Source organism: Nocardia exalbida NBRC 100660 (genome assembly GCF_000308575.1).
Lineage (GTDB): Bacteria > Actinomycetota > Actinomycetes > Mycobacteriales > Mycobacteriaceae > Nocardia > Nocardia exalbida.
On record NZ_BAFZ01000068.1, the window covers coordinates 112,543 to 125,931 of the forward strand.

The 13,389-nt window shown below is 68.7% G+C and carries 12 protein-coding genes; 5 read left to right on the forward strand and 7 right to left on the reverse strand.

Annotated elements, in window-relative coordinates:
* Window positions 1-2: 2 nt before the first annotated feature.
* From ON29_RS16565 to ON29_RS16580, 4 genes are read left to right on the forward strand one after another with little or no spacing between them, the layout of a single operon-like run.
* Entirely contained in the window at window positions 3-392 is a 390-nt protein-coding gene (locus ON29_RS16565; RefSeq protein ID WP_039798459.1) for an STAS domain-containing protein, read from the forward strand.
* Window positions 382-795: an ATP-binding protein gene (locus ON29_RS16570; RefSeq protein ID WP_051020806.1), complete on the forward strand. Its 414-nt coding sequence runs from the start codon at window positions 382-384 to the stop codon at window positions 793-795. Before ON29_RS16565 ends, ON29_RS16570 begins: the two co-directional genes overlap by 11 nt.
* Window positions 788-1,417 carry a SpoIIE family protein phosphatase gene (locus tag ON29_RS16575; protein ID WP_040867245.1) on the forward strand — a complete coding sequence of 210 codons (630 nt, stop codon included), beginning with the start codon at window positions 788-790 and terminating at the stop codon, window positions 1,415-1,417. The genes ON29_RS16570 and ON29_RS16575 overlap by 8 nt, the downstream gene beginning before the upstream one ends.
* On the forward strand, window positions 1,414-3,708 hold the full coding sequence (locus ON29_RS16580; protein ID WP_040867247.1) for a SpoIIE family protein phosphatase: 2,295 nt from the start codon (window positions 1,414-1,416) through the stop codon (window positions 3,706-3,708). The genes ON29_RS16575 and ON29_RS16580 overlap by 4 nt, the downstream gene beginning before the upstream one ends.
* On the opposite strand, the gene ON29_RS16585 is transcribed toward ON29_RS16580, so the two are convergent.
* A complete protein-coding gene (locus ON29_RS16585; protein WP_051175286.1) occupies window positions 3,653-4,720 on the reverse strand; it encodes a DUF4185 domain-containing protein in 1,068 nt (355 codons plus the stop codon). The two genes, ON29_RS16580 and ON29_RS16585, sit on opposite strands and share 56 nt — an antisense overlap.
* A gap of 532 nt (window positions 4,721-5,252) precedes the next feature.
* Here ON29_RS16585 and ON29_RS16590 point away from each other — a divergent pair.
* Window positions 5,253-6,455, forward strand: a complete 1,203-nt coding sequence (locus ON29_RS16590) for an AI-2E family transporter (RefSeq protein WP_083863612.1) — start codon at window positions 5,253-5,255, stop codon at window positions 6,453-6,455.
* Window positions 6,456-6,469: 14 nt separating this feature from the next.
* Here ON29_RS16590 and ON29_RS16595 read toward each other — a convergent pair whose 3' ends face one another.
* The 6 genes from ON29_RS16595 to ON29_RS16620 form a co-directional block, all read right to left on the reverse strand.
* On the reverse strand, window positions 6,470-7,477 hold the full coding sequence (locus ON29_RS16595; RefSeq protein WP_040867248.1) for a DNA topoisomerase IB: 1,008 nt from the start codon (window positions 7,475-7,477) through the stop codon (window positions 6,470-6,472).
* Window positions 7,478-7,631: 154 nt separating this feature from the next.
* Window positions 7,632-8,342 (reverse strand): DUF8020 domain-containing protein, encoded by a 711-nt coding sequence (locus ON29_RS16600; RefSeq protein ID WP_040867249.1) that lies wholly within the window; start codon window positions 8,340-8,342, stop codon window positions 7,632-7,634.
* 33 nt (window positions 8,343-8,375) lie between these two features.
* Window positions 8,376-8,753 (reverse strand): PepSY domain-containing protein, encoded by a 378-nt coding sequence (locus ON29_RS16605; RefSeq protein WP_051175287.1) that lies wholly within the window; start codon window positions 8,751-8,753, stop codon window positions 8,376-8,378.
* A 481-nt stretch (window positions 8,754-9,234) separates the two neighbouring features.
* Window positions 9,235-11,547 (reverse strand): arylsulfatase, encoded by a 2,313-nt coding sequence (locus ON29_RS16610; protein ID WP_040867250.1) that lies wholly within the window; start codon window positions 11,545-11,547, stop codon window positions 9,235-9,237.
* A 119-nt stretch (window positions 11,548-11,666) separates the two neighbouring features.
* Entirely contained in the window at window positions 11,667-12,683 is a 1,017-nt protein-coding gene (locus ON29_RS16615; RefSeq protein WP_040867251.1) for a TIGR03617 family F420-dependent LLM class oxidoreductase, read from the reverse strand.
* A gap of 122 nt (window positions 12,684-12,805) precedes the next feature.
* The gene (locus ON29_RS16620) at window positions 12,806-13,351 is read right to left on the reverse strand and encodes a hypothetical protein (protein WP_040867253.1); all 546 of its coding nucleotides are present in this window, start codon (window positions 13,349-13,351) and stop codon (window positions 12,806-12,808) included.
* Between the last annotated feature and the right edge of the window lie 38 nt (window positions 13,352-13,389).

Here is a 13,389-nt window from a genome sequence, read left to right on the forward strand (position 1 = left end):
CCATGCCGGTTCCGATTCTCAAACAGGGTACGTACCTCATCGCGTCCGTTCAGTCCGCACTGACCGATGCCGATACCGAGCGCCTGCAGGACGACCTGATGAAACAGGTCAGCAAATATCGGGCACACGGCATCATCGTCGACGTCACCGCCATCGACGTCATGGATTCGTTCGCCGCGAGATCGTTGCGTACCATCGCGCACATGACGCAGCTGCGCGGCGCCGAAACGGTGATCGTCGGTCTGCAACCCGAAGTCGCGTTCGCCATGGTGCAACTCGGCCTCACCTTCGAGGACATGCACACCGCCCTCGATCTGGAAGAGGGACTCGCCTGGTTGGACCGAAAGATCCCAGCCCGTCGCCAGCGAGACGGTCGTGACAGTGGCCGCTGAGAACGTGGTGATCGCGGTCAGGGTGTCCGGGGACATCGTGACCGCACGTCAAGCCGGACGCGAACTGGCAGCAAAGCTCGGATTCACCCTGACCGACCGCACGATGATCTCCACGGCGATCTCCGAGATCGCCCGCAACATCACCAGTTACGCGGGCAGCGGGGAGATCCGCCTGCTCGTCGACGACCGGGAGGGACGTCAAGCCCTGGTGGTGCAGGCCGAGGATCAGGGGCCCGGCATCATCGACATCGCCCGGGCTCTGGAGGACGGCTACTCCACCGGACGCGGGCTCGGGCTCGGCCTTCCCGGCGCCCGGCGGTTGATGGACCGGCTGACCGTGGATTCGGCGCCGGGCCGCGGCACGCTGGTGGAAATGTGGAAGTGGGTACCGAACGGTGCATGACGACGGGTTCATCGGCCGGATCGAGTGGGCGGTGGCCGGTCGCGCACTGCCCGGTCAACAGGTCTCCGGTGACCGCGGCGTCGTCCTCGACACCGGCGGCGGCACCGTCCTGTTCGCGGTCCTCGACGGACTCGGGCACGGCGCCGCCGCGGCGGACGCGGCCGATCGCGCCACCCGAGTGCTGTCGGAGAACCGCGCCGAACCGTTGGACGTGCTGATGGTGCTGTGCCACCGAGCGATGGCCGACACCCGGGGGGCGGCGATCTCGCTGGCCCTGTTCGACGAGGGCGACAAGGTGCGCTGGCTCGGCGTCGGCAATGTCGAATCCCAGGTGCTGACCGCGGGTCCCGCGGGCCTGCGGGTGCACGCGACCGTCCTGCTGACCGCGGGCATCGTCGGCTATCGCCTTCCGGCGACCCTCCAGCCGCAGACCGTCGCGGTCCGCCCCGGTGACCTGCTGCTGATGTCCACCGACGGCGTCGTCACCGAAGCCGCCGACATCGACCTTTCCAAGTCCACCGCCGACATCACCGCAGACATGCTCGCCCGGCACGCCAAGGACACCGACGACGCGCTGGTGCTCGCGGCGCGGCACCGCGGTGCGGCAGGGGCGGCCAGATGAGTGCCCTGCTGGCCGAGTTCCTGGACGCCTACGCCGACGCGCTACGGCGGCACATGGATTCGCAAACCCAGGCCGGCCTCGCCGAGGGGTACGAGCTGGGCAGGCGCGCACTGGTCGAAGGCATCAGCCTGCTCGATCTCACCGAGAACCACTTCCGGGTGGTCCAGGACGTGGAGGAACAGCGGCAGAAGGACAGTTCCGCCGAGGGGAGCCGAGCCGGGGCCCGCCTGCCGGAGACCGCGCTGGAATTCCTCTTGCAGACCCTCGTTCCGCTGGATATCGCCACCCGCGGTTACCTCGACGGCACCCGCCGCTACGAGCAGCAGCGTTCCCGCGCCGACGATCTCGCCGGACGCGACGCGTTCCGGACCGCCTTGGTGGAATCGCTCCAGGACGGCTTCTTCGTCGCCGACGCGCAGGGCACCATCATCGAGGTCAACACCGCTTTCGGCGCCTTGACCGGCTACGGCGCCACGGGCCTCCCCTACACGCTGCCGCATCCGTGGTCGAGCCCCGAGGGTCCGCGCTACCCCGACCTCGGTACCGAGGCGCAGCGCTTCGTCATCCCGATCCGTCACCGCGACGGCCGGAATGTGTGGCTCGCGGTGAGCACCAGCGCGCTGATCAAGCCGGAGGACCACGAGCGGATCTTCGTCGGCACGTTGCGCGACATCACGGCCGAGCACGACGCGCAGGCGCGCGACCAGGCCGCATCCCGGCTCGCCACCGCCGTCGGCGCGGCCACCAGTGTGGTCGAGGTGCTCGCCGTCGGGCTCGACGAGGTGCGCCGGACGGTGGGCGCGGAGACCGCCGTGGTGGCCGTGTGGCCGAGCCGCAACGCCGTACCGGAGGTGTACGTCTCCGGCGTGGGCGCCGACGGCGCGTCGCACGACGGCGCCGCCTCCCTCGACGATCGGTCGCGCGCACTGCTGGACCGGGCCAGGCGCAGGCCGCCGCGCAGCCTGCTGGCCATTCCGGAAGGGGCGGAGAGCTCCGAGGGCATCGTCGCGCCGCTGGGCGAGACCGGCGACGCGGCGATGTGGTTGCGCTTCGCCGCGCCCCGGGCGATCAGCGCCGCGGACTGGACGCTGTTCTCCCTGTTGATCGGCCATCTCAGTCTCGCGGTCCAGCGGGCGCGCAACTTCGACCAGGCCCGCGCCACCTCGCTGACCCTGCAGCGCGCCATGCTCGGCCCGATCGATCTGCCGCCGCGGTTCTCGGTGCACTACGAGCCGGCTCTGCCGCCGCTGGAGATCGGCGGCGACTGGTACGACGTGGTGCCGCTGCGCGACGGCACCATCGGCGTGGTGGTCGGCGACTGCGTCGGGCGTGGCCTGTCGGCCGCGGTCGTGATGGGTCAATTGCGGACCGCTGCCCGTGCGCTGCTGCTGCGCGGCGCGGGACCGGCGCAGTTGCTCGCCGAACTCGACACCGTCGCCGCGCGCATCCCCGGCGCCATGTGCACCACGGTGTGCGCCGCCGTGCTGGACCCGGTGCGCGGACTGGTCCGCTACAGCAACGCCGGTCACATGCCACCCATCCTCGCCGACGTGGGCAAGACCGGCCGGATGCTGGAAGGCGGGCGCGCGGTGCCGCTGGCGACGTTCGATACGCCGCGCAGGCCGGAGGCCACCACGGCGCTGACGCCCGGTTCCACCTTGGTGTTGTTCACCGATGGTTTGGTCGAACAGCGCGGCGTGGACATCGACGAGGGATTCGCCAAGATCGCCGCGGTGCTCGCCGACACCTCGGGACGCCTACCCCGTGAGGTGGCCGACGCGGTGCTCTCTCGCCTGCGGCCCGCCGCGGGTTACGACGACGACGTCGCCATGGTGGTCTACCGCCAGCCGCCCGCGCCGCTGCGGCTGGACGTGCCCGCGCGCGCGGACGAACTCGCTGTGCTGCGGCGCACACTGAAGGGGTGGCTGGCCGCCGCGGCGGTGCCGCACGACCTGGCCGCCGACCTGGTCGCCGCGGCGAACGAGGCGTGTAGCAACAGCATCGAGCACGCCTATCGCAACAACAACGATGCCGGTCGGGTGCGGATGTCGGCCACCTGCGATATCGACACCGTCGTCATCGTGGTCGCCGACACCGGCAGTTGGAAGCCGCGGGCATCCGATCCCGGCTATCGTGGCCGCGGCATCGACATGATGCGCGCGCTCACCGAGGAACTCGATATCGACCATTCGGAATCGGGCACGACCGTGCGGATGTCGGTGACGCTGCCCGCGATCACGTTCCCGGTGGCCAATCCGTTGCGCGGGACGAACCGCCGCGTTCCCGGCTGACGGTGCGCGCCGCGAATCGAATGGGAACGGCGGGCCGCACTCCGTATATCCGGAATTGCATGCCCCGGTAAGGGATACCGGATTCCGCCCATTCGCTCACGATCATGCCGAACGCACCGTCGAATCTGCTGTCCGGATGGACATAGCATCCGTAGAGGCGCGGCACGATATCCGGGCCGCCCGGCGCCCAGAAGGACCCTTTCACCGGACGATAGGTCAAGGCCGTGCGCCAGTTGTCCGTGATCCTCGCGGCGACCTTGACGAACGCGCCGTAGGCCCCGGCGTCGAACCCGGACATCACCCAGTTCCCCTGGATCCGCCGTAATCCGATCTCGCCGAGCTTCGTGCCGTCGGCCAGGATCCCGAAGCGCGGGTCGCCGCCCGGATCCCGGCCCCAGCCCCAGTCCTGCCCGTTCCAGCCCCATCCCTGCCAGGCCGCCGGGTCGACCAGCGCGGCATGGGTTTCGCGAACTCGCCACAACAGCATGTTCTTGTTCCGCGCGAGCCCACCGGTGGAGATGATGTAGACGTAGCCGTCGCCGCCGCGTTCCCAGGAGATCATGGTGCGTTTGCCGCCGTAGGCACTGGTCGACCACCGGACCCCGCTATCGGTCCAGCTCTCCGCGTTGTCGTCGGAATAACGGATCTCGCACCATCGCTCGTTCGCCAATCCCTGGGTGACCATCACCCACAGATAGATTCGGCCGCCGATCGTTATCGCGTCGCAGGGCAGGATCGTGGAGTATTGCGGATTGTCGTGCACGTAATCCCAGAGTTGCCGGGCGTCCCGCGCCGCCGACCGGAATTCGATCGGCCAGGACATATCGTGCGTATCGCTGCGCAACAGCATCGGCGAACGCCAATTCGGTCCTCCGACTCTCGGTTCGGTGCCGGAGAAGGTGTCGCCGAGAACGTATCCGATTTCGCCACTCGGCATGCGGAAGGGGATGAAGAGATCCGAGCCGCCGATATCGGCCATCGGGAGCGGATTCAAATTCTTGATCTTGGGCATCGCGGATCCTGTCGATTCTCGGAGCGTCACTTACCGGATCGGCTCGTAGGAATCACCACGAGGTGTGGACGGGCTACCCCCTCAGTATCGGCCGTCGATGGCTGCGATGTTGCTGCTCCGGTCGGTTGAGGCCGAAAGGAAATGGGGAAACCGACTGCGCAGCTTGTGTTTCGGCAGTTCGCCGCCTCATCGCGCCTGGTGCCTCCGGTGGAGGAGGTCCCTTACCGATCGCGGGATCGGCGATGCACGGTGTTCGCCGGGAATGGATTCGCGAGATGTCGTAGGTGCCCGGCAGGCTCCCGCGTCCGATGAGGCTCCCGGCCGTGAACACGCGATCCGGCGCCCATCGTCGTCCGGAGAACCCTTACGGCGGACCGCGAGTACGGCCCGACTCCCCGGGTGATCGCCGAACCGCCGCTCGACCGGCCGATAGCGCGAACCGCCTCGGTATCGGCCGCGTTTGGCCGAGCGTGCAGCGGGTAAGCCGCGCTGTGCATCCCGGACCAGCTCACTCATCGATCGGACGGAAAGCATGTCCGAAAAAGACGCTACGGACGACGAACGTCCGGCACGCGATACCGCCGACGCGGGCCACAGCGGCGACATCGCGCAACCCCACGGCGCCGGCGAAGCCGGCCCGATCGTCGCCGCCGAGGCCGAAGCCGCGCGGTCGCGCAGTGCGGAATTTCCCCTCGGCCGGCCCGGACGCCGGTTCGATCGGCGCTCGCCGTTCATGGTCGGGATGACCGGAGCCGCCGGTGTCGCGCTGACCTACGCCGCCATTCGCACCGTGCTCGCCGCCGGAGCGACGCTGATCCTGATCGTGGTGGCGTTGTTCCTTGCCATCGGAATGGAGCCACTGGTGTCGCGGCTGGTACGGCCCCGGTTCCCGCGCTGGGCGGCGGTGACCACCGTCTACCTCGTCGGGCTCGGCCTGTTCGCCGGATTCCTGGCCGCGGCGATACCACCGCTGATCACGCAAGGTGACGCGCTCGTCCACAACGCGCCGCACTACGTCACCCACCTCGCCGACCGCTACCCCCTCATCCACACCCTCGACGAGCGATTCCATCTACAGCAGCGGTTGCAGCAGACGCTCGAATCGGACTCCTCCGGATTGACCACCGGAGTGCTGGACGCGGGGCGCGCGGTGTTCTCGATCGTCAGCAGCACGATCATCGTCGCCGTGCTCACCGCCTACTTCATGGCGAATTTCACGCAGGTGCGCGCTTCGGTCTACCGGCTCTTCCCGCGCTCCCGGCGTGCCCGCGCGATTCTGATCGGCGACGAGATCTTCGCCAAGGTCGGCGGCTACATCCTCGGCAACCTGGTGATCTCCCTGATCACCGCCGTGCTGACCGGCGTCTGGCTGCTGATCTTCGACGTGCCCTACCCGCTGCTGCTGGCGGTGCTGGTCGCCCTGCTCGACCTGATCCCCGTCGTCGGTTCCACCCTCGCCGGTGTGATCGTCGCCCTCGTCGCGTTGACCGTCTCCCTGCCGGTCGCGGTGGCGACCGTGGTGTTCTTCATCGCGTTGCGCCTGGTCGAGGACTACGTTCTGGTGCCGCGCATCATCGGCCGCGCGGTGCACGTGCCCGCGCTCGTCACCGTGGTGGCGGTGCTGCTCGGGGGCGCGCTCCTGGGCATCATCGGCGCTCTGCTGGCGATTCCCGTCGCCGCGGCCGTGTTGCTGATCATGCGCGAGACCGTCCTGCCCTCGCTCGACGAGCGCTGACCGGGCGCGGGGTCTCACCGCATCCGACGGAGCATGCGAATGACGGCGCTGTCGATGATCGCCCGCTGCGCATCGGCGGAATCGGCGCGGTCGGCGCGCCGCAGTGCCGCGGCGACTGTCGTGCCGTTCTCGAAGGCCCTCACGACCCGCGGATCGACATAGGACGCCTGGGCCACCGCGGGCGTGTTGCCGAGCGCGGCGGCCACCTCGTCCATGACCTCCCGTACCGCGCGTTTACGCGCCCGGCCGCCGGCCGGAGGGTCGATCGAACCGAACGCGGCCGCGGCCAGCACGGTGGCCTGCCAGGTGCGCAGGTCTTTGACGCTGCATTCGCACGCGGCGAGTTCCCGGAAACGCGCGTTGATGTCGTCGGCGCGCAATTCGCCGTATCGGCCGCCCTCCCGGTACACCAACAGCCGGTCGGAGTCCGACCCGCTGCGCAGCAGGGACCGAACGGCTTTGGCGAGCAACGGATCCCGGACGCTCACTCGTCGCCGGATGCCACCCTTGGCCACGTAATCGAAGAGCATCCGCTCTCCGGATACCCGGACCTGTTCACGCAGTAGCGTCGCGACTCCCCGGGTGCCGTTCTCCTCGGCGTACTCCTCGCCCCCGACCCGGAACACTCCGCGATCCACCAGGTCGATGGCCACCGCCTCGACCCGCCGCCGGACCGTGCCACGCAGCGTGAGATCCTCCCCCACCTGTGCGCGGATCTCCGGCAACCGCCCGGCCAGCGCCAAGACCCGGTCGAACTTCTCCTCGTCGCGCTCTTTTCGCCACTGCTCGTGGTAGAGGTACTGTCGCCGGCCCGCCGCATCGACACCGACGGCCTGGATGTGCCCATTCTCGTGCGGGCAGATCCACACCTTCCGCCAGGCCGGCGGGATCACCAGCCCGCGAATGCGCTCCAGTGTCGCGTCGTCGACGGGTTCGCCTTGCGCGGTGCGGTAAGCGAACCCGCGTCCGCGCCGGACACGTTCGACTCCGCCGTCATACGGTCGGCTACGGCGCAATCGCATTCAGTCACCGTGGTGGTCGGGGCCGGGGGTGACGCGTCGTGTGCTCATATCTCATAGCTGCCCGGTCTCCGAGCGGCGAAACAGCCCGAGGCGCCAGGTCCCGGCAGTCCGACCTGGCGCGGCACGATATTCGAGGGTGCGTCCAGCCGGAGACCTACTTGGCCGGGGGGACGAAGGGCTGGTTGACCGTGGTGAAGTACTGGACTAGGGCGGCGACGGCGACGGGCGCGGTGATGAACAGTTGTCCGGCGAGCGTGCCAAGGGCGCCGACTGCCAGGATGCCGCCCAGGCAGCCGACGGCGGCGGCCGGAATGAACGGACCGAACATACCCACGATCGTCGCGGCCGCGACCGTGGCGCCCGCGATGCCACCGAGCACACATCCGACGAGGCCGCCGCCCAGGCCGCCGACGACGGTACCGATCGCGGCACCCGTCGCGATGGTGTCCTTGAGCCGGGTGAAGGCCGCGACTTCACGCTCGTACGGCGTCCTCCAGTGTGCCGAGTCCTCGAAGGGAAGGGCGACGGGCCGGTACTTCGCGTGCTCGAGGTCGAACAGTGGTGTGAGCGTGGCGGTCCGTCCGCTGATGTCGGCCGCTATCGGGAAGACGAAATCGTCGACACGGAACTCGAGGGGCGTGCCCGCCAGCAGCGTGCCGTCGGTCGCCTCGATCGCGAAGACCCCGTTCTCGGCCTGCAATGAACCCGAGTCGATCTGGACGACCACGCCCTCGGCGGAGGTGGTGGCGGTGTAGTTGACGACTTCCGAACCGGCATCCGGAGCCGTGGCGACGGCATGTCCGGCCGAGACGCAGGCAATCGCGACTGCGAGCGTCGATACCGTGGCGATCTTGCGCAAAACCATGTCTGGGGCTCCTCGTCCTTCGCTGTGCTGCCGTCAGTCCTGTTTCACCGTGCCGAGGACGGCCCCGCTGGTCGCGTCGATCGTTACCTCGTGCTCGATGCCGTCGGGCGTGCGGAGCTCGACCTCCCACACCGTCGTCGGCCCCTCGGCGTCGAGTTCGGCGGAGACCACGGTGCTACCGGGCACGGCTCGGAGCGCCTTGTCGACGGCTTGCTGCCTGCCGATCGCGGGAGCCGCGGTGAGTTCCCAGTCGTGATCGGACAGATAGGCGGCGACGCGGTGCTTGCCGGGCGCCTGATCATCGGTGGCGGCGTACAGCGCCACGGGCCCACCGACGAGGACAGCGGCGACAACGGCGCCTGCGAGGAGCCCGCGCCGACCGGACAGTGCCCGGCGAACGATGGCCTTCATCCTGAAACCTCCTATGCGAGTTGTGATCCGAAGATGCGGATCACCTTCGCGGGCAGCGGCTTAAGGCAGCCTGAAGTCACCTGAAATCCGTTTCAGGAACGGCGAATTGCGGTTTTTCCCGCCATCGCCGGACCGGCGGCGTTAAGGTCGGTCCCGGGTCGGGGTTTCCGGGGGTTTTCGCATTCGTCTCCGTCGGTCAGTCCCGGCGCAGCCCGCGTCGGCCGTGCCCGCTGCTCAGCCGGCGCCGAGGCGCGAGGGTGGGTGCGCTCGATCCCCTCCGAGTGCACTCACCTTCCCGAATCGCGGTCGCGAGGTACCGGGCGGCCGCACCATCGGGTGCCGCGTGGTGACAGCCCCTGGTTCAGGTGGCGTCGAGCCCGATATGCCGGGCCAGGAGGGCTGGTCGGCCTGCGAGACGGGGACGTATTCGGAAAGGCCGACTGACGGACCGCCTACCGGCACCGGGATGCCCGGTCGGCAGTCATTCGGCGACGAACTCCGCCTCCCGCTCGACCGCTTCGATGGTCCGGCGCGGCACCTGGATCGGACCCGGGGTGTACGTGATCGCGCGCAATGCGCCGGTGTAGCGGAAGGTACCGCGGCGTTCGCGCAGATCCCAGGCCACCGGTCCGCGCGCGTCGACGCCGACGGAGATTCCGGTCCACGGCGACATGCCGACCAACTGGACCTGATCGAGCAGCCGTGCGACCTGGACGCCGTCGATCTCCACGGTGAAATCCCACCGCAGCCGTGGTCGCACCGTGGCGCGCACGGTGATGTGCCGCGCCCCGGCGGCGAGGGGTCGCGTGGTGACGCTGTCGTAGCGGCCGTAGCTGTTCAGACCGAACGTCACCCGGCCGTCCTCGAGGTAGAGCACATAACCGCCCAGCGGATCACCGTGCGCGACGAGAACCCCTTCGTCACCGGACGCGTAGCCGGCGAGTTCCGCCTCGATGACGAAGTCTCGGTAAGCGATCAGTCGCTGTGCGCGATACCGTTCCAGGGTCGGCGTGCCGGGCAGCAGCCGGACGGGGGCCGAGAAGCTCTCCTCCTCCGGCCGCCGCCGCGCCAGATCCTGGCGCGTGACCAGCGGGAACACCGTGTTCGCCCAGGCGGATTCGTCCCATGCTGCGGCCAGCTCCGCGACCTTCTCCGGGAATCGCCAGGACAGATCGTGCAGTTCCGTCGGATCGGTGCGGACGTCGAACAGCTGCCACTCCGGCTCGTCGATATCGGTTCCCGGCTCGTACAGCGACAGCAGTTTCCACCCGTCCCGATAGAACCCGCGGTTCCCGATCATCTCCGAGTACTGCTCGGTGTGTCCGGACACCGCCCGTGGGTCACGCAGCGTCGCCACGGCCGACACGCCGTCGAACTGTTTCGCGGGCAGACCGTTGCGCACGCTCAGCCGCCGCAACCCGGCCAGCTCCAGCAATGTCGGCGCGAGGTCGGTGACGTAGGTGTACTCGTGCCGGATACCGTTGTCGTCACTGCCGCGCGGCAGTCCCTTCGGCCAGGAGATCAGGAACGGCACGCGCACCCCGCCCGCGAAGGTCTGGCCCTTGTAGAAGCGGAACGGCGTATTGGACGCCTGCCCCCATCCGCGCGGGTAGTGGACACCCAGCTTCGCGGTGCCGATCAGCTCCTCGTCGTGCGGCACGTCGCCGACCCAGTCCGGATCGGTGATGTGGGCGAACTCCGCGAAGTAGGTGCGGGTGCCCTCCGGCCCGCCCTCGGCGGTGCCGCCGTTGTCCGAGGTGAAGACCACGATGGTGTTGTCGAGTTCGCCGAGTTCCTCGAGCGTGCCGACGATGCGCCCGAGGCTCTGATCGATGCTGTCGACCATGCCCGCGTACACCTCCATGTACCGGGCGAATCGCCGCTGCTGCGCGGGAGTCAGCGAATCCCACTCCGCCGCCTCGTATCCCGGTTCGGTATTGCGCGGTTTCTGCTGCGTGCCGGCGGGGAAGAGGCCCTGGGCGAGTTGCGCGGCGAACCGGCTCCGGCGTAGTTCGTCCCATCCCTTCGCGTAGCGGCCGCGATATTTGGCCAGATCCGCGGGCTTGGCTTGGAGCGGACCATGCATGGCGACGTGGGCGAAGTACAGGAAGAACGGTTTGGCGGCGTCGTGCGCGCGCAGGTCCTTGATGTAGGCGATGGCCTTGTCGGTCAGATCGTCGGTGAGGTAATACCCCTTCGGGTACTCCTCGATATCGACGACCGAGGAGTCCGAGACCAGCTGATTCGGGTAGTAGAAGGAGTTGAGTCCCTCGAGCGAGCCGTAGTACCGGTCGAAGCCGCGCTGCGTCGGCCAGGAATCCCGGTGGGCGGCGGGATTCATCGTGGCGTCGCGCACCAGGTGCCACTTGCCGACCGCGTAGGTGGCGTAGCCGTTGCTACGCAGGATCTCCGGCAGCGTCAGTATGTCGTCCGCCAGTTCCAGGCGAAGACCCGGATAGCCTGGGTCGGCGTTGGCGACGAACCCGAACCCGGCGCGGTGGGCGTTGATGCCGGTGAGCAGCGACGCGCGCGACGGCGAGCACAGCGGGGTGGTGTGGTAGTTCGTCAACCGAAGACCGTTCGCCGCCAACCGGTTCAGCGTCGGCGTCTCGATCTCGGAGCCGAACGGGCCGATATCGCTGTATCCCATGTCATCGATCAGCACCACGACGATGTTCGGAGCGCCCTCGGGGGCGGTGGGCGGATAGCGCCAATCCGGCGTCGAATCGGTAGTGGTGCGACCGACCGAGCCGCCGAAGTCTTCGTAGCCGCGAGCATGGGGTGGAACAGGCATCTGTGCAGTCAAAGCGACCCGGCGCCCGGCTCACCACGCTTTCGCGCACCGTGCGCCGAACGGGTGACCACGATGGTCCGGTGTTGCTAACTTCGCTCCTCGACCTTTACAGGCGCGAGTCATGCCTTCCGGTCGTGCAAAGCTTCGACCAGATCGGCCACATCCGCCGCGGACGGCGCGTAGCCCGGGAAATAGCAGCACACCTCCTCGATTCCGGCGCCGAAGCGGGTGCGGATCTGCGCGGCGCACTCTTCCGGTGTGCCCGCCACCCCGATCGTGCGCACCATCTCGTCGGTCACCAGCGCCCGCATCTCGGCGAAACCGCCTGTCTTGGACAACGCGTTGAGCGTGGAGTGCAACTGTTCCCAGCCCTCGACCTCGAGCACGGGACGATAGGCGGGGGTGGAACCGTAGAACGCGATCAGGGAGCCCACCCCGCCCATCGCGGCGGACAGCGCTTCCTCCGTGCGTCCGAGTGCGACCATCACCTGCGCGATCACCGGGAACCCGTCCGAGGTCCGGCCGGACCGGCGCAGGCCCTCGGCGAGGGCGGGCAGGGTGCGCTCGGTGAAGTGACGTTCGCTGTTGAACGGCATCACCAGCAGCCCGTCGGCGAACTCGGCGGCCTTGCGGGTCATCACCGGTCCGAGCGCGCCCATCAGCACCGGCGGAGGACCGAAGGGGTTCGGTCCGGGATCGAACGTGGGCGGCAGCAAAGTGTGCGTGTAATACTTGCCGCGGAAGTTCAACGGCGCCCGGCCTTCCCACGCGGCGAAGATGGCCCGCACCGCCGCCACGCTCTCCGCGGTACGTTCCGCGGGCGCGCCCCACGTGCTGCCGTAGCGCTTTTCGATGTGGGCGCGGATCTGTGAGCCCAACCCCAGCCGGAACCGTCCCTCGCTGTAGACCTGCAGGTCGTAGGCCGCGTGCGCCAGGTGCATCGGGCTGCGCGGCCCGGCGATCGCCACGTTCGTCATCAGTTCCAGCGTCGTCGCGCCTGCCGCGACGACGAGGGGGAAGAACACGTCGTGTGGGCCCTCGAAGGTGAACAGGCCGTCGGCCCCGGTCTCGGCCAGCTCCCGCGCGTCGGTCGCGACCTGCCGCAGCGCTCCGGTGACCTGTAGATGGACCTTCACTTCGACCTCCGTCGGTCATCGGCGCGCCACGCCTTCCGCGACACGACGACCCCATCGTATGGACAGCACTCCGTGCATGTGTCCAGTCCGATGGCAATCTGCGACAGCGGGTTCGAGCGCGGTCACAGACCGGGGGGCCGGTTCTCGCGCAGCGTGACCACGACCACGACGTCTCCATAGGGAGCCGCGCCCATGGCCAGTCTGTGCGCGAGGCGCGCCAAGCCGACCCGTCTTCCGTATTTGGTGTCCATGCCGGTCCGCACCTGGTCGATCAGCGGTCCGGTCCGCAGCAGTTCGGCCATACCTTGGTGCTGTCGCGACCCGAGGGCCGGCTCGCCGAGCCAGTCCCCCGCCTGCACGATGACCCGGCGGTCGCGTGCCAGGTGCCCGGCCTCGCTCGAATGCGAGGAGATCCGGAAGGCCAGGCGTCCGTTTTCGACCGGTAACACCAAGTGCGGCACGGTATTCCAGCGTCCTGACGCCTCCGGCCGCGGGTAGGTCACCAGCACTGTGCTCGCGTCCCACCAGAGCATTCCCGGCTGCCATTCGCTGGGACGGTCCGGTACGGCGAGGACCCGATGCGCCGCCGGGAACGGGTTGTCTCGACGTGGGGTGTATCCGCGGACTCTGCTGCCGAGCAAGGAGCCGCCGTGCGCTGGATAGGTCATGCGTGGGAACCTCCGGGATGGGTGCGGGTGGGGATTGC